The organism is Mycobacterium sp. URHD0025, from assembly GCF_000426065.1.
In the GTDB taxonomy this organism is placed as follows: Bacteria; Actinomycetota; Actinomycetes; order Mycobacteriales; family Mycobacteriaceae; genus Mycobacterium.
This window is the reverse complement of sequence record NZ_AUEQ01000016.1, coordinates 17,464-34,108: the sequence shown is the minus strand read 5'-3', so window position 1 is coordinate 34,108 and position 16,645 is coordinate 17,464. Positions and strand designations below refer to the sequence as shown.

13 protein-coding genes are annotated in these 16,645 nt (G+C 63.1%); 3 read left to right on the top strand and 10 right to left on the bottom strand.

The features are described from left to right. Positions 1-23 precede the first annotated feature (23 nt). The gene (locus H977_RS0124245; protein ID WP_029110294.1) at positions 24-1,205 is read left to right on the top strand and encodes a 3-ketosteroid-9-alpha-monooxygenase, oxygenase component; all 1,182 of its coding nucleotides are present in this window, start codon (positions 24-26) and stop codon (positions 1,203-1,205) included. Further along, positions 1,205-1,684, top strand: coding sequence for a hypothetical protein (locus H977_RS0124240; RefSeq protein ID WP_029110293.1), 480 nt, complete (start codon positions 1,205-1,207; stop codon positions 1,682-1,684). The genes H977_RS0124245 and H977_RS0124240 overlap by 1 nt, the downstream gene beginning before the upstream one ends. A gap of 49 nt (positions 1,685-1,733) precedes the next feature. Here H977_RS0124240 and H977_RS0124235 read toward each other — a convergent pair whose 3' ends face one another. The 4 genes from H977_RS0124235 to H977_RS0124220 are packed head-to-tail and all read right to left on the bottom strand — an operon-like array spanning position 1,734 to position 5,880. Next, positions 1,734-2,774 (bottom strand): TIGR03617 family F420-dependent LLM class oxidoreductase, encoded by a 1,041-nt coding sequence (locus tag H977_RS0124235; protein ID WP_029110292.1) that lies wholly within the window; start codon positions 2,772-2,774, stop codon positions 1,734-1,736. Between the two features lie 15 nt (positions 2,775-2,789). Then, entirely contained in the window at positions 2,790-3,935 is a 1,146-nt protein-coding gene (locus H977_RS0124230; protein ID WP_029110291.1) for a sulfotransferase family protein, read from the bottom strand. A gap of 31 nt (positions 3,936-3,966) precedes the next feature. Then, the gene (locus H977_RS0124225; protein ID WP_029110290.1) at positions 3,967-4,749 is read right to left on the bottom strand and encodes an SDR family oxidoreductase; all 783 of its coding nucleotides are present in this window, start codon (positions 4,747-4,749) and stop codon (positions 3,967-3,969) included. A 3-nt stretch (positions 4,750-4,752) separates the two neighbouring features. Beyond that, positions 4,753-5,880, bottom strand: a complete 1,128-nt coding sequence (locus H977_RS0124220; RefSeq protein WP_029110289.1) for a hypothetical protein — start codon at positions 5,878-5,880, stop codon at positions 4,753-4,755. A gap of 101 nt (positions 5,881-5,981) precedes the next feature. Between H977_RS0124220 and H977_RS0124215 the strand changes: the two genes are divergently transcribed. Then, positions 5,982-6,911, top strand: a complete 930-nt coding sequence (locus H977_RS0124215; RefSeq protein WP_029110288.1) for an IclR family transcriptional regulator — start codon at positions 5,982-5,984, stop codon at positions 6,909-6,911. Between the two features lie 11 nt (positions 6,912-6,922). On the opposite strand, the gene H977_RS0124210 is transcribed toward H977_RS0124215, so the two are convergent. From H977_RS0124210 to H977_RS0124185, 6 genes are all read right to left on the bottom strand, one after another. Continuing rightward, entirely contained in the window at positions 6,923-7,249 is a 327-nt protein-coding gene (locus H977_RS0124210) for a hemophore-related protein (protein ID WP_029110287.1), read from the bottom strand. 121 nt (positions 7,250-7,370) lie between these two features. Further along, positions 7,371-10,205 (bottom strand): MMPL/RND family transporter, encoded by a 2,835-nt coding sequence (locus H977_RS0124205; protein WP_051289044.1) that lies wholly within the window; start codon positions 10,203-10,205, stop codon positions 7,371-7,373. Between the two features lie 35 nt (positions 10,206-10,240). Continuing rightward, a complete protein-coding gene (locus H977_RS0124200; RefSeq protein WP_051289043.1) occupies positions 10,241-13,123 on the bottom strand; it encodes an MMPL/RND family transporter in 2,883 nt (960 codons plus the stop codon). Then, positions 13,120-13,530, bottom strand: a complete 411-nt coding sequence (locus tag H977_RS0124195; RefSeq protein ID WP_029110284.1) for an MmpS family transport accessory protein — start codon at positions 13,528-13,530, stop codon at positions 13,120-13,122. Before H977_RS0124195 ends, H977_RS0124200 begins: the two co-directional genes overlap by 4 nt. Positions 13,531-13,847: 317 nt before the next feature. Continuing rightward, complete coding sequence (locus tag H977_RS0124190) at positions 13,848-14,642, bottom strand: alpha/beta fold hydrolase (RefSeq protein WP_029110283.1); 795 nt, start codon at positions 14,640-14,642, stop codon at positions 13,848-13,850. A gap of 23 nt (positions 14,643-14,665) precedes the next feature. Next, positions 14,666-16,402, bottom strand: a complete 1,737-nt coding sequence (locus H977_RS0124185) for an AMP-binding protein (protein WP_029110282.1) — start codon at positions 16,400-16,402, stop codon at positions 14,666-14,668. Between the last annotated feature and the right edge of the window lie 243 nt (positions 16,403-16,645).

Below are 16,645 nucleotides of genomic sequence, written 5' to 3'. Positions count from 1 at the left end.
AGCACCGATACGGGAGGCCCACCGTGACTACCGAACATGCCGGCATCAGAGAGATCGACACCGGCGCCCTGCCAGACCGCTATGCGCGGGGCTGGCACTGCCTGGGACCGGTCAAGAATTTCCTTGACGGTCAGCCGCACTCTGTCGAGATATTCGGCACCAAGCTGGTGGTGTTCGCCGATTCGCAAGGCGACCTGAAGGTCCTCGACGGCTACTGCCGGCACATGGGCGGCGATCTGTCGCAGGGAACCATCAAGGGCGACGAGGTGGCCTGCCCGTTCCACGACTGGCGCTGGGGCGGTGACGGCAAGTGCAAGCTCGTTCCCTACGCCAAGCGCACCCCCCGTCTGGCCCGCACCCGGGCCTGGCACACCGACGTGCGTGGTGGCCTGCTGTTCGTCTGGCACGACCATGAGGGCAACGACCCGCAGCCCGAGGTCCGGGTCCCCGAGATCCCCGAGGCCCACAGCGACGAGTGGACCGAGTGGCAGTGGAACTCGATGCTGATCGAGGGCAGCAACTGCCGCGAGATCATCGACAACGTCACCGACATGGCGCACTTCTTCTACATCCACTTCGGCCTGCCGACGTACTTCAAGAACGTCTTCGAGGGACACATCGCGTCGCAGTACCTGCACAACGTGGGCCGTCAGGACATCGGCGGCATGGGCACCCAATACGGTGAGTCACACCTGGATTCCGAGGCCTCCTATTTCGGGCCGTCGTTCATGATCAACTGGCTGCACAACAATTACAGCGGCTACAAGGCCGAGTCGATCCTGATCAACTGCCACTACCCCGTCAGCCAGGATTCGTTCATGCTGCAGTGGGGCGTCATCGTCCAGAAGCCAAAAGGCATGGACGACAAGACGACCAAGAAGTTGGCCGACGCGATGACCGACGGCGTCAGCCAGGGCTTCCTGCAGGACGTGGAGATCTGGAAGCACAAGACCCGCATCGACAACCCGTTGCTGGTCGAGGAGGACGGCGCCGTCTACCAGATGCGCCGCTGGTACCAGCAGTTCTACGTCGACGTCGCCGATATCACGCCCGACATGACCGACCGTTTCGAGATGGAGATCGACACCACCGCGGCCAACGAGAAGTGGGCCGACGAGGTTCAAGAAAATCTGCGGGCGAAAGAGAACCTGAGGCTCAAAGCTGAAGAGAAGTCGGCCGAGACAGAAACACTGCAGTCCAGCTGATGACACCACGCAACGAGCGGAGCCAGGCGCCAGATGTCGATGACCTGGCCCGCTCGATGCTGCTTCTGCACGGCGCACACGACGATGACGATCATCACGCCGGCGGCGCCGGTGGAGGTTCGTCTACCGGAACATGGGCCAAGGCACCGGATTTCGCCTCGGACCCGCAGCGTGCCGCCGCAGTCCGCGACGCCAGTGCACGCGACCGCGAGCGCTATCTGACATCAGGCCTGGTGTCGGTGGACTGCCGGTTCTGCCACGTGGCGGTTCAGGTGAAAAAGCTCAGCGCGGAACACACTTCCGTGCAGTGGTCTTCCGAGGCGGTCCGGCGCTGCGCGACGTTCGAGGAGATCCGGTCCGCCGGCGGAGATCCGGCCCGGGCCCGGTCATGCCCGCGATTGGCCGACAGCATCAAGCACGCTGTCGCCGAAGGTTGCCTGGAAGAGGTGTCCTCCGCGCCTTCCCCCGGCGACGGATAGTTCACATCCAAACTGCAGTCACGGACAGGGGAAGCGTTATTTCTGTACCTCAGCGCAATCTCGGTGCGGCACTCCCCCGCCCCAACTCCTCCACACAGGCACCCAGCGATTCATCATCGTCCGCGGTGCCCAGCGGCGGTAGCACGATGCCGTCGGCGACATCGCCGAACCTGGCCTTCAGGATGGCCGGGATCTCGTCATGACGGCCGCACACCAGCAGCTCGTCGAGAATGGAATCGGTCAGCACCGAGGGCAATTCGTCCCATAGCTCGGTCCTGACCAATGACCGCAGCTGGTCCGGGAGCTCAGCCAGGCCGCGCCTGGCGAGGCCGGTGGCATACGCGGGCGTCGAGTACAGGAATGCCAACATCCGGCGCTGCCGTTCGCGTTCTCTGGTCACCGCCTCGTCGGTCCGGCCGGTGGCGATGGCCGTCGAGGCGACGACGAGCGGTTCGTCTGCCCGGCCCGAAGCCCGGGCACCCCGCGCCGATGCCGGGCGCACCACGTCGCGAAGGTAGTCCGGGTCCGAGTTGGTCGAGTGGGTGACGATCCCGCGCGCGACGCTGCCGGCGAGTTCGCACATTCCGGCGTTGACCGCACCCAGCCAGATCGGCGGGCGCACCGCGTCACTCGGGCCGGGATTGAAGTACGGCTGCATCCGGGTCAGCCGGTAGTTGTCACTCTCGAAACGCACTGTGTCCCCGGTGCGGAACGCGTCGAACAGGGCGTCCAGCGCACCCACGTAATCCCTGAGGCGGGCGATCGGATCGCTCCACGGCATGCCGTAGCGGTCCCGGATGTTCTGCTTGATCTGCGTGCCCAGGCCGAGCTCGAATCGCCCGCCGGACAATACCGACAGATCCCAGGCTGTGTACGCCGTCAGCGTCGGACTGCGCACGAATGCCAGTGTCACCGCGGTACGCACGGTGATGCGCGACGTGTGTTCGAGAGCCAGAAGGGAGACCGCGAGGGAGTCGTGCACGGTCTCAGCGACGTGCAGGCCGTCACAGCCCAGGCGCTCGGCCCGCCGCGCATAGTCCGCGGTGGCGGTCAGCGGCATCCGCGGGTCGAGCGCCAGATAGACCTTCATCTCAGGGGTTTGACCCTACAGCCCCTTGAACCGCTCCTTGACCGTCTCAGCGGTCAAACCGTAGTCGGCCAGTGAGTAGGTGTGCTTCGGTGCGCGCGGCCCCTGCTTGCTGGCGGTGTGACTGTCGGTCACGGCCTGTCGCGCGGCGTCGGTGAAGTCCAGACCGAACGTGCGGTAGATGCCCTCCACCGCACCGATCGGGTCCTCGACGAACTCGAAATAGTCCACGTCGCAGAACTGCGCCGGATCATGCTTGGCCCGTTCGGCATTGAACAACTCAAGTCCGCGCGACCAGGTTTCCATGGAGTCTTCGCCGATGACGTTGCCGGTGAACGTATTGGACCAGCCGGCGGTGGTGTGCTGCGCCAGTGAGCACATCGAGGCCATGATGGTCTCTGCCGGGCGGTGGCACTGGATCACCAGTGCGTCCGGGTACGTCGCGAACAGCGCATCCAGGGCGAACAGGTGACTGGGATTCTTGAGCACCCAACGCTTCTCGGGCTCGTTGAGGCCGATCAGTTGCAGATTCTTCCGGTGCCGCGCGTACGGCTTGGTCCAGTCCTGACGGGCCAGCCACCGCGAGTACGTCGGAACATGGGCCAGCGTCTCGTAGGACACCGAGTGCAATGACTGGCGCAGCAACTGCCAGCATTCCTCCACCTCGTCGGCGGTCATGTAATGCAGGCCCGTGTAATCCGGGTTCTCCTCATGGGCCTGCTTGAATCGCGCGTCGAGGGCGCTGAAGACCGGGTTGTCAGGCCAGGTTTCGCGCGGGGGCCGCGGCTGCGGGAATTCCGCCAGCCACATCTCCAGGCCCTGGTGCATCGGGTCCGCGGTCAGCAACCGATGGATCACCGTGGTTCCGGTCCGCGGCAGACCGGTGACGAAGATCGGCCGCTCGATCGGCACGTCGACGTGCTGCGGGTACTGCTTGAACGCGGCTTCCGAGACAAGGCGGGCCACCAGCGCGTTACGGGTGAAGAAGCGCTGCATCTTGCTGCCGAGCTCGGTCAGATCGGCGTCGCGTTGGTAGGACTCCAGCAGCACGCCGAGTGCTTCCAGGTAATTGTCGTCGTCGGTGCCGAAATCATCCAAACCGCAGGCCTTTACCGCCGAGGCATGCAGATCCTCTATTGTGCCGACATCGGTACGGGGGCTCATGCTCGATCCGCCTTCGCTGCTCGCTGCCAAGTCATGCCTTGTATTCTCCGCAGTTCACGTCGAGGGCCTGACCGGTGATACCGCTCGACAGATCACTGGCCATGAACAGGATCGCCGAGGCGACCTCGTCCTCGGTCGGCAGTCGCTTGAGGTCCGATCCCGCCGCCGACGCGTTGTAGATCTGCTCCACGGTGGTGCCGTACTTCTGCGCCTGATGGTTGAAGTAGCCCTCCAGAGTTTCACCCCAGATGTAGCCGGGCAGCACCGAGTTGACCCTAATACCCTTCTCCCCCAGCTCGGTGGACAGGGTCTGCGACATGGCCAGCAGGGCCGACTTGGCCATCTTGTAGGCACCGTACTTGGCCTGCGAGTGCCTCACGACCATCGAATTCACGTTCACCACCGAGCCTTTGGCGGCTTCCAGGGCTGGAGCGAAGCCCTGGGTCATGCGCAGGGCGCCGAACACGGTCAGCTCGATCGCATCCCGCATGTGCTCGAAAGTGGTGTTCGCGAAGGGCTTCATGGACGGCACCCGGAACGCGTTGTTGATCAACACGTCGGCTTTGCCGTACTCCTCCATGGTGCGGGCCACCACGTTGGCGACCTGCTCCTCGTCGGTGATGTCGGTGCCCACCGCGAGCGCGCGACGGCCCAGTGCCGTCACCGCTTTGGCGACATCCTCGAGCCGCTCCACCGTGCGGGCGGCCAGCACGAGGTCGGCGCCGTTCTCCGCACATCGGCGGGCCAGCGTCGTCCCGAGCCCGGGTCCGACCCCGCTGATCACCACTACCTTGCCATCCAGCAGTCCGGCCATCGGTCAGCCCACCATCCTTTCGCCAATAAGCTTCTGACGCAGCGCAATCCGCGCTCGCCAATCGTCGTCGGAAATCTTGTTGCTCTCGTAGTACGGCAGCTTCTCGGCCACAGTGCCGATGTCCACCAGTTCGGCGGTCGGCCCGTCCTCGGCGCTCAATTCACGCGACACCCGCTGCCAGCGGAACTGCAGATAGCCCTTGCCATGGCCCAGCGTCTCGCACCAGTTGGTGACCCCGGGATTGTTCTCCGACACCACGATCCGGATCTTGCCGTCCGGATCGGCTTGCGCCTGAGTGCCGTTCAGCGAGGTCTGGTGGTTGATGTAGTCCAGCGAGATGTACCACAGGCTGCCCAGCTGGAAGCCCAGGTAGGGCGCGTCCGACACCGGCAGCGTGAGGATCATCGCCTGGTCCGGTGTCATGTCGTAATGCCCGACCGACGAGTACTGGGTGGCGAGCCCGCCGGGCGTCAGGCGCGGTGCGGTCAGCGTATTGACCGGCAGGTTGTCATAGAACCACTTCGGGAACTGCAGCCACGTCTTGACGCGCTGCACGAGTTGCTTACCCGCAGTGGCGTAACGCTTCTCGATGAGTTCGCGGGTCAGGGGGGCCGGCGCCGTCCCGGCGGTATCGGTACGCGCGATCGCGAATGTGCCGCGCTGCGCCGACCAGTCGTTGTACACCTCACGAATCACCAGTTGCGAGGGCACCGCGGGAGTGAACCGCCACTCGAACGTGCCATCGGCGGCGATGTCCAGCTTTCGGTCGTCGAACGCGGTCTCGCTGTCGGGCACGTTGTCGTCGGTGTACTCACCGCCGAGGAGCTGGAAGCTGACGTCGGTCGTGGTGCCACGCCGACCGGTCACGACGTACTCGTGGCCGGGCTGCACCCGGGTTCCGAAATACATGGTGTCGGGATTGTCCAGCCCCATCTTGGTGAAGGGCCCTGTTCCGCTGTGCAGGAACGGATGGTCACGGTCGTAATCGAAGGCGACGTGGGTGCAGGCCGCGATACAGCCGGCCAGGTACTGCAGACCTTCCAGGAGATCCGCCTCGGATTCGATGAACGGCGCTGCCGTGACGAGGGCTTCTGCCTCAGCGATGGCGTCGGCCAATGGTTGCGAGTACATACGACCCCAGCTCTCTCGGTCCAATATTGGACCGCAGTGGTAGAGTTTCCTACCTGACACTAGAACGCGTTCCAATTCGCGTCAACGCCCCTGGAGGTCAGATGCCAGAAGCCGAGCCGGCCGGTCGTGCCTCACCACCCACAGCACGAGTGGTGGCCATCCTGGATTTTCTGTCCCGCCATCCACAGGAGCGGTTCGGACTTTCCGAGATCACCCGCCGCGTCGGGCTGAGCAAGCCGACATGCCTCGGCATCCTCAGCACACTCACCCAATCGGGCTACCTGGTTTGTGAAACCGGGGAGAACAGCCGAGACAAGTCCTATCGCCTCGGGCCTGCTCTGATCTCGCTCGGCCAGACGGCGCAGGAGTCGATGCGCGTCAACCCGGCCGCCCGGGCCGAATTACGGGCTTTGTCAGCTGCTTTCGACACTTCCGCGGGACTGACCGCCGTCGTCGACGACCGGATCACCGTGCTGGAACTGGTCGGCCCGCCTGGCCGGGACCCCGGGGTGCGCGTCGGTCAGAGCTATCCGTTCGCACCGCCGGTCGGCTTGATGTTCGTGCTGTGGGACGACGACGCGCTGCGCGCCTGGCTGGCCAAGGTGCCGACCATCCCGCTGCGCACCGAATCCGCCCGGCTGCACCGGGTGATCGAAAGCTGCCGCGCTGATGGCTATCTGGTGGAACGACTGACCCCTGGTGGCCGCAGGCTTTATGCGCTGATGGCGGGGATGTCGACCAATCTGCCCGACGAACTGCGCGCGCTGCTGAGTGAGTTGGTGTCCGATATCGGCGAGCGGGTGTATCTGCGCGACGAGGGTGAGACCGAAGGACGCCACGGCAGTGCCCGCTCGGATATAAGCGTCATCTCCGCGCCGGTGTTCGACCACTATCAGCGCCAGGTCATGGCGGTCTCACTGCACATCGGAACGGCCTTGACGGACAAGGAGATCAGCGATCGCGCCCGCGCACTGGTGGCGACGGCCGACGCATTGACCAAGCAGCTCGGCGGCACCAAGGCGACGTACTGACGGCGGTGCGCTCAGAAGTTGTTGCAGGTGTCGAACACCGTCTGCAGCAACCCTAGGTACGGCTGGTTGGCCGGTTGGGCGGCTATGCCCTCGGCCATGCGTTGTCGTTGGTCCCGCGGCGAGCCGAGAAACTGACGCAACACATCCTGGACTGCCGGCGATGCGCCGGCCATGGGGCTCTGCGCGTTGAGAGCGCCCATCACCTGCGGATAACTACAGGTGGTGTTGACAGCCGAGTCCATCCTGGGATCCGCGGATGCGACGCCTGCCCCGGCAGACACCGACAACGCCAGACCACCGACTGCGACAACCAGTTTGACCAACGAACGCTTCGTCATGTGAGGACCTCCTCCCCCAAGACCGGACTTTACTCGCGCAGCGTCAACCGCCCAGGGTTTTGAGAATTTGCTGCGCAGATCTCCCAGCTATGCATTTGCCTAGGAAAATGCATTGCCGGCGTCAGGTGTCCTCTGGCCTCAGCAGCAACGACCGGACAACCGGACGCGAAGCCGTGTCCCGCAGCATCGAACTGGCCGGCCGCTGGCGAACCACCTGCGGCCACCAGAACCAGCGACCCAGTAGTGCCGCAATGGACGGCGTCATGAGCGCACGGACGACCAGGGTGTCCAACAGCAGGCCGATACCGATCGTGGAACCCACCTGGCCGATGATGCGAAGATCGCTGGCCACCATCGACATCATGGTGAAGGCGAACACCAGACCCGCGGCCGTCACGACCTTGCCGCTACCGCCCATGGCCCGGATGATGCCGGTGTTGATCCCCGCCCCGATCTCTTCCTTCATCCGGGACACCAGCAGCAGGTTGTAGTCGGAACCGACGGCCAAGAGAACGATCACAGACATCGCGAGCACGAGCCAATGGAGATTTATGCCGAGGATGTGCTGCCAGATGAGCACTGACAATCCGAACGCGGCACCGAGCGACAGCGCCACCGTACCCACGATGACCAGCGCGGCGATCAGGCTTCGCGTGACCAGCAGCATGATGACGAAAATCAGGCAGAGCGCGGCGACGCCCGCGATCAGCAGGTCGTATGTCGAGCCGTCACGCATGTCCTTGAATGTCGGGGCGGTACCGGCCAGGTAGATCTTGGCGCTCTCCAGAGGCGTCAGCTTGAGCGCCTCTTCGGCCGCCCTGTGCACCGCCTCGACCCGTGAGATGCCTTCGGGCGTGGCGGGATCCCCCCGGTGGGAGATGATGAAACGGACCGACTTCCCGTCCGGCGAGAAGAACAGGTTCATCGCGCGTTTGAAGTCCTTGTTCTCCAGCACTTCGGGCGGAAGGTAGAAGGAGTCGTCGTTTCGCGCCGCGTCGAACGCCTGACCCATCGCGGTGGCGTCTTCGCTCACCTCGTCCATCATGGCGATGGAACCCGCCATGGTGCTGTGCATGGTGAGAATGGCGGCCCTCATCGCCCTCATGCTCTCGATCATCTTCGGGAACTGGGCGATCATCTGGGGCATGAGCACATCCAGCCGATCGGTCTCCGCACTGAGGTCGAACACTCCTTCGGCAACCGCGTCGACCCCGTCGAGTGCGTCGAACAGAGATCTCGTCGACCAGCAGAACGGAATATCGAAGCAGTGCGGCTCCCAGTAGAAATAGTTGCGAATGGGCCGGAAGAAATCGTCGAAATCGGCGATGTGGTCGCGCAACTCGTCGGTGACGGTCGCCAATTCACGCGTGTCCTGCGTCATCAGATGCGTCGTGTTGGACAATTTCAGGCCGACGCCGTAGAGGCGCTGCGTGATATTGATCATCGTGGTCATGTCGTCCGCCTGCTTCAACAGGTCCTCCATGCGATCCCGCTGGAACGGCATGACCTGCTCCTGATTGGCATTCTGCAAGCTGAGCAGGAACGGTATCGACGTCCGATCGATCGGGTTGCCCTCGGGCCGGGTTATCGCCTGCACCCGCGATATTCCCGGAACGGCGAAAATCGCCCTGGCCACCTTGTTCAATATCAACAGGTCTGCGGGAGTTCGCATGTCGTGGTCGGCCTCGAGCATGAGGACGTCAGGCGTCATACGGGACTGCGGAAAGTGCCTCTCGGCGGCCGCATATCCGATATTGCCGGGAATGTCGGCAGGCACATAGAGGCGATCGTTGTAGCTCGTCTGATAAGCCGGCAGCGCCAACAAGCCGATGAGCGCGATCACGCAGGCCGTGACGAGAATTGGTGCCGGCCATCGGACGATCGCCGTCGCCAGCCGCCGCCACCTCCGCACGATGATCTTGCGCTTGGGCTCGAACAGCCCGAAACGACCGCCTACCACCAGCACAGCCGGAACCAGGGTGAGCGCCACCACGACCGCGACGACCATCGCCACGGCGGTCGGAACACCCATCGTCTGGAAATACGGCAACCGGGCGAAACTCAGGCAGAAAATCGCTCCGGCAATGGTCATCCCGGAACCCAGGACCACCTTGGCCACGCTTCGATATGTGGTGTAGAAGGCGGAATCCCGATCCTCGCCCGCCTGCCGCGCCTCCTGGTAGCGCCCGAGGAAGAATATGCCGTAGTCGGTTCCGACCGCGATCCCCAGTGATACCAGCAGATTCACCGCGAACGTCGACAGCCCGATGAGCTGATGCTCACCGAGTAACGCGACCACTCCTCGAGCGGCCTGAACCTGGATCCCCACCATGATGAGAAGAAGGACCGCCGTGACGATCGATCGGTAGACGAGGAGCAGCATCGTCAAGATCACCACGAGCGAGACCACGGTGATCTTGATGATGGATTTGTCTCCGGCGTGGTTCATGTCGGAGACCAGCGGAGCGGCGCCCGTGACGTACGCCTTCAACCCCGGGGGCGGCGGTGTCCGATCCACGATGTCTCGGACGGCCTCCACGGAGTCGTTCGCAAGGGATTCGCCTTGGTTCCCCGCCAGATTCAGCTGAACGTAAACGGCTTTGTCATCGGCACTCTGGACCGCGGGCGCGGTGAGGGGGTCCCCCCAGTAATCCTGCACGTGCTGGACATGGCGGGTGTCGGCTTTCAACTGCCGAACCAGATCGTTGTAGTAGCGGTGTGCTTCGTCCCCGAGTGGTCGATCGCTCTCCAGGACGATCATTGCCACGCTGTCGGAATCCGACTCACCGAAGTTCTTGCCCATGCGCTGCATGGCCTGAAACGCCGGCGATTCTTTGGGAACCAGCGATACCGAATACTGTCGCCCGACGTGTTCGAGCGACGGAACGGCGAAAGTCAGCACCGCGACGATCAACAGCCAAGCGAGGATGATCGGCACCGCCAGGCGGTGGATCATCCTGGCAGTAAACGGCGGCTTGGTGCTCACCGCGGTCAGCGTTCGTCGGGTTTCAGCAACAGGGAACGGACCAGCGGGCGAGGCCCGGTCGGCCGCAGAAGCGCACTGGCTGGCCTCTGCCGAACGTGCAGTGGCCACCAGAACCAACGGCCCAGCAGCGCCGCTATGGACGGCGTCATGAACGCACGCACGATCAGGGTGTCGAAGAGAAGGCCGATACCGATCGTGGAACCCACCTGACCGATGGTGCGCACGTCGCTGGCCAGCAACGCCAACATGGTCGAGGCGAACACCAGGCCCGCCACCGTCACCACTTTTCCGCTCCCGGCCATGGCGCGGATGATGCCCGTATTGATGCCCGCTCTGATCTCCTCTTTCATCCGGGACACCAGCAGCAGGTTGTAGTCAGAACCGACGGCCAAAAGAATGATGAGCGAGATCGCGAGCACGATCCAGTTCAATTGGAATCCGAGAATGTGCTGCCAGATCAGTACCGACATACCGAAAGCCGCGCCGAGCGACAGTGCCACCGTCCCCACGATCACCATGGCCGCGACGAGGCTGCGAATCATGATCAGCATGATGATGAAGATGAGGCACAGCGCGGCTATTCCGGCGATCATGAGGTCATAGGTCGACCCGTCCACCTGATCTTTCGCCATCGCCGAACTCCCGGTGAGGTAGAGCCTGGCGTTCTCCAACGGCGTTCCCTTGAGCGCCTCCTCAGCAGCCGTTCTGATCGGAACGACCCGCGCGATACCTTCGGGTGTCGCGGGATCGCCTCGCTGGGAGATGAGCAGGCGCGCCGTTTTCCCGTCCGGTGACAAGAAAACGTCCATGACCCGTTTGAAGTCGGCGTTCTTGAAAACGGCAGGCGGGATATAGAAGGAATCGTCGTTCTGGGCGTCGTCGAAGGCTCTGCCCATAGCTGTGGCGCCATCGGACATCTCATCCATCTGCGCGAGGATCCCCGACATGGTGCTGCGCATCGACAGCATCATGGTCCGCGTGCTCTGCATCGTTGCGATCATGGCCGGAAACTGGGCGATCATCTGCGGCAGAAGCGCATTGAGCTGATCGAGGTTTCCGATCAGCCGGTGCATCGTCACCGTCAGCTTGTCGACACCGTCAAGCGCTTCGAACAGGGACTTGATGGACCAGCACAGCGGGATGTTGAAACAGTGCGGCTCCCAGTACAGATAGTTGCGAAGCGGCCGCCAGAAGTCATCGAAATCCGCCATGTGGTCCCGCAACTCGAGCGTGACATCTTCCAGGTCGTGGGTCTTGCTGACCACGCTGCTGGTCGTGATGGCGAGTTGCTGCATCAACTCGTACATGCGCTGCATCGTGGCTATCGTTTTCGAAATCTCGTCGGCCTGAGTGAGCAGGTCGTTCATGCGGGCCTTCTGGAAAGGCAAGAGCTGCAGTTGGCCCGCGTTCGAGGCACTGATGATGAACGGAATCGTCGTGTGCTTGAGGGGAATACCCTCGGGCCGAGTCGCCGACTGCACCCGGGAAACCCCGGGAACCGACAACACGCCCTTGGCCAGTTTGTTGAGAATCAGGAAGTCCGCCGGGTTGCGCATGTCGTGGTCGGCCTCGACCAGCAGAACGTCGGGCGACGCCATCAGCGACTGCGTGAAATGCCGGGCGGCAGCGTCATATCCGGCATTGGCGGGAATGTCTTTGGGCAGATACTGCTGGTCGTTGTAGCCGGGCTGGTAGGCAGGCAGTGCCAACAAGCCGATCAGCGACACAGCGCAGGCGGCCACCAGAATGGGTGCGGGCCAGCGAACGATCGCTGTGCCGATCCGGCGCCATCGACGGACGCTGATCTTGCGTTTGGGTTCGAACAATTTGAATCGGCTACCCAGCGCCAGAACTGCCGGGATGAGCGTCAGTGCCACCGCTACCGCCACCACCATGCCCAGAGCGCACGGGATACCCAGGGTCCGGAAGTAGGGCAGGCGGGTGAAGCTGAGGCAGAAGACCGCGCCGGCGATGGTCAGTCCAGAGGCCAGCACCACCTTGCCCACGCTGCGATACGTGGTGTAAAAGGCCGCTTCCCGTTCCTCGCCGGCCTGACGCGCTTCTTGATAGCGCCCGACGAAAAATATGCCGTAGTCAGTGCCCGCCGCGATGCCGAGTGTCACCAGAAGATTGACGGCATAGGTGGAAAGACCGATGACCCCCTGATCGCCGAGAAGTGCGACGACCCCTCGCGCCACCTGCAATTGGATGCCCACCAAGAGCAGCAGAATCACGGCGGTGAAGATCGACCGGAAGAAGAACAGGAGCATCGTCAGGATCACCGCGAGGCTCAGCCCTGTGACCAGTAGGACTGTCCGGTTGCCGCTCGCACTCAGATCGGCAACTATGGCCGCTGGACCGGTGACATAGGCTTTGATGCCCGGCGGTGGCGTGCTCCGCTCGACGATGCCCCGGACCGCTTCCAGGGATTCATTCGACAGTGACTGGCCGAGGTCACCCGCGAGACCCATCTGGACGTACACGGCCTTGTTGTCGGCGCTCTCCGCGGCGCCGGCGGTGAGCGGATCCCCCCAGAAATCCTGCACATGCTGCACATGCGCCGGATCTGCCTTCAGCTGACGAACCAGATCGTTGTAATAGCGGTGCGCCTCATCGCCGAGGGGCTGTTCACCCTCCAGGACGATGATCGCCACGCTGTTCGAGGTGGCTTCACCGAAGTTCTTGCCCATTCGCTGGATGGCCTCGAACGATGGCGCATCGTTGGGGATCAGCGATACGGAGTGCTCTTTCTCCACCTGTTCCAGCGGCGGGACGATCGCGCTGAGGACATAGGCGATCACCAGCCACCCGAGGATGATGGGCACTGCAAGCAGACGGATGACCCGCGCGATGAACGGCGGTTTGACGGTGGTCGCCTGGTTACTCATGCGGCCTTCAGAAGGCAATAGGTGAAGGCGCTTTCGCCGCTTTCGACCTTTTCCGCCTTGACCTCGTCGTCCACGATGATGCGGCAGCCGATTCTGTTGCTATCGCCCTGCGCAATGACATTGACCATGGCCGTGGCCTCGGTCATCGGGAACTTCAACGACCATGGCAGGCTTGCCCCTTCGACGAACCGCGGCTCCGCATCGACGTCGAAGTAGCTGATGTTCGCGACGGTCCCGGGAGGCCCGAACACCTCGTACACCAGTTGTTTGGGGTCGTAGGGCTTACGCTTCTCGAGCTCTGTGTCGGCGTATGCGGGGCGGGTCTGGGAGCCGAAGACACCGTGCAGCCGCATGACGGTGAATCCGCCGGCACCGAGGACGACCAATACCAGCAGCGGAATCCACACCCGCTTCAGAACCCCCACAGCACGAACCCCCTGAATCCGTGGCCTAGTCCGGACAATCCACGTTGCGAGAACCGCGGCGGTGCATATTCCGCCGCCCACGAGGTACCGGCAACCCGAATGCGGTACGCATCCAAGACCGACCTTGGCGCGGGGTCACGGCATACACGCGGCAGTTCGAGCAGGATAATCCGAACCTGACCAGTAGAGCATTCAGGCGACCTCCATATCTGTCCATTCCCAACGTGATACGGGATCGTAATGCATTTGGCGGGGCCTCCGACGCGGAACGGAATTTACCGCGGCTAACGGTCATCACCTCATGAATGGTCATTGTTTGACTCTGCAAAGAAATTCAAGATGGCCGAGTTCACAGCTTTCGGCCTTTCCAGGAATCCGAGATGACCGGCGTCGGCGATCTCGAGATATCGCCCGTTCGGCAGGGCATCTGCCACCTCCGCTCCGAGAAACGGGGGCATCACCAGGTCATCGGCGAATCCGATGACCAGCACCGGTGTGGTGATCGTCCGGTAGGCGGCCCTGCGGTCGTTCTGTGGGGCCACGCCGTACTGGGCGCGGATCCCCGGCGTCAGCTTCGCGGGCCACCGTGTGAACATATCGATCCAGTCCCGCACCAAATCCTCGTTGTTCAAGGTTTTCGGTGAAAAACTCTCCAGTAGGCGCAGTTTCGCCTCATACGTGGCGGGCAGCTGAATACCGGAATTGGCAAGATCACGTTCGGCGATACGAAAGAACTCGCGCGTGCAGTCATGCCGCCCGCGGGTGGCCATCAGCGCGGTCCGACCCAACAATTCGGGGCGGGACAGCATCAATTCCTGTGCGATATATGAGCCCATCGAGACTGCCACCACCCGGACGGGTGCGATATCGAGTCGCTCGATCAACTCCGCGGTGTCCGCCACCATCGTCGCGGAGGTGAAACCGCCGGTGTCCGACGTCGCGCCAACCCCCCTGTTGTCGAAGGTGATCACCCGATAGCCGGCAGCGCGGAACGCGGGCACCTGATAGAGATCCCACGTGCGGCCGACTCCCCCTTGACCGGCGATGAACAGGACAGGCTCACCGTCGCCACGGTCTTCGTAGGCCAGGTTCACTTCCCGTCCGCCCACACAGCAACCTAGGCGTCCAGGCGGGCGAATTCGCCCTGCCGGTACTGATCGACGCACGCCGCGCGCCGGACCTTGCCGCTTGTCGTGATCGGAATCGAACCAGGCGGCACCAGAACCAGATCCGCGACGCCCAGGCTGTGCGTGTTGAAGATCGCCGACGTCACTTCGCGCTTGACGGCAGTGAGCTGGTCCTCGGGCGTCTCGGGCGCCTCGACCCGCTTCCTGACCTCGATGATGACGACGAGCTTCTCGGTAGAGCCGTCCGGGACCGCGATGGCGGCACACCGGCTCCGGCTGATCTCCTGGATCGTCGCCTCGATGTCGTCGGGAGAGTGGTTACGCCCATAGACAATCAGCAGATCCTTGATGCGGCCGATGACGAACAACTCGCCGTCGAACATGAATCCCGAGTCCCCGGTTCGCAGCCATGGCCCCTCGGGCGTACCGGCCGACGGAGCGACAAGCCTCGCATCGAAGGTGGATTCGGTCTCCTGCGGCCTGTGCCAGTAACCGCTTGCGACGTTGTCCCCGTGCACCCAGATCTCCCCTACGGTTCCGGGCGGACACTCGGTCCGCGTCTCGGCATCGACGATCCGGATCGTCGGCGAGATCGGGGTGCCGTAGCTGACCAGGGGTGTGCCCGCTCCGTTCTGGCACCGCCGCGCGGTGCCCGCTGTCAGCGACTCGGAGTCGAAGCGCACGATCGCCGGCGGTTCTCCCGATTCGCGGGTTGCGACGTACACGGTGGCTTCGGCAAGACCGTAGGACGGTCGTATCACCGACGCGCCGAGGTTCAGCCGGGCGAAGCGCTGGGTGAAACGCTCCAGCGTTGCGGGATGCACTCGCTCGCTACCCGTGATGATGGCGAGCACATTCGACAGATCGAGCCTTGCCATGTCCTCGTCGGACGTCTTGCGCACCGCCAATTCGAACGCGAAGTTCGGTGCGGCCGTGTAGGTGCGACCGTTCATGGCCAGCATCTGCATCCACCGGGCGGGCCTCTGCAGGAACGCCACTGGGCTCATCAGCACGGCCGGCACTCCGGCGAGCACCGGCGCACACACGCCCAGATACAAGCCCATGTCGTGATAGAAGGGCAGCCAAGACACGATGGTGGAGCCTTCGGGAACGACATTGTTGAATTCCGCGAAGTAGCCCGAGGTCAATTGTTCATAGTTGGCCAGCAGGTTTCGGTGCGACATCATCACCCCGGCCGGCCGGCGAGTCGATCCTGAGGTGTACTGCAAATAGGCGGTGTCCGTGACACTTTCGCCCTGCAGCCCGATCCGTGCCGGGGCACCGCGATCCAGCGTGTCGACCTCGACGATCGCCGGACCTGTCCCGGAGTCCGATCTCACGTAGTCGGCCACCACTCCGGCGACCGCCGAGGTGGTGAGAATGGCCGTTGGCGCCGCGTCCAGCAGCACCGAGCTGACGCGCTCATCGCTGACACCCCCGAGCGGAACCGCCAGCGGAACGGCGATCCGCCCCGCCTGCAGCGCGCCGAAGAAGGCCACGATGTAGTCCAGCCCCTGGGGTGCCAGGATCAGGGCACGGTCACCCGGCGAACCGAGATCTTCCAGTTCGTGCGCGAGTGCGCAGGTGCGCCGATAAAGCTGTGAGTATGTGAGACTCTCCGGCGAGCCATCCCAATTGCTTTCATAATCAACAAATGTCATCGCCGTGTCGTCGCCCTGCAGGCCGGCGCGTTCACATAGCAACGTCAAAATAGATGCCTCGCTCACGGGCATCAGGGTATCTCGGCAATAGCAGCCACATATCGGAATTGGCAGCAAACTGAATTTGTCCGACTGGGTAAATCACACCGGCGTCATTACGTCCGATGTTTCACGCCGGACAATCAACTGCCTCGGCTCACCACATGGCCCCTGACCTCGTCAACAGCGATATTGCCGAAAGGCCGAGCACGAAGTATTTGAAATCGATTGCATCTCAACCGTGGATTGTCCTGATTCTGGGACAACTAC

Excerpts from the sequence above, each read along its gene's own strand:
- H977_RS0124240 (WP_029110293.1), top strand. The coding sequence starts at position 1,205 with ATGACACCACGCAACGAGCGGAGCCAGGCGCCAGATGTCGATGACCTG.
- H977_RS0124235 (WP_029110292.1), bottom strand. The coding sequence starts at position 2,774 with ATGAAGGTCTATCTGGCGCTCGACCCGCGGATGCCGCTGACCGCCACC.
- H977_RS0124230 (WP_029110291.1), bottom strand. The coding sequence starts at position 3,935 with ATGAGCCCCCGTACCGATGTCGGCACAATAGAGGATCTGCATGCCTCG.
- H977_RS0124225 (WP_029110290.1), bottom strand. The coding sequence starts at position 4,749 with ATGGCCGGACTGCTGGATGGCAAGGTAGTGGTGATCAGCGGGGTCGGA.
- H977_RS0124220 (WP_029110289.1), bottom strand. The coding sequence starts at position 5,880 with ATGTACTCGCAACCATTGGCCGACGCCATCGCTGAGGCAGAAGCCCTC.
- H977_RS0124215 (WP_029110288.1), top strand. The coding sequence starts at position 5,982 with ATGCCAGAAGCCGAGCCGGCCGGTCGTGCCTCACCACCCACAGCACGA.
- H977_RS0124210 (WP_029110287.1), bottom strand. The coding sequence starts at position 7,249 with ATGACGAAGCGTTCGTTGGTCAAACTGGTTGTCGCAGTCGGTGGTCTG.
- H977_RS0124205 (WP_051289044.1), bottom strand. The coding sequence starts at position 10,205 with ATGATCCACCGCCTGGCGGTGCCGATCATCCTCGCTTGGCTGTTGATC.
- H977_RS0124200 (WP_051289043.1), bottom strand. The coding sequence starts at position 13,123 with ATGAGTAACCAGGCGACCACCGTCAAACCGCCGTTCATCGCGCGGGTC.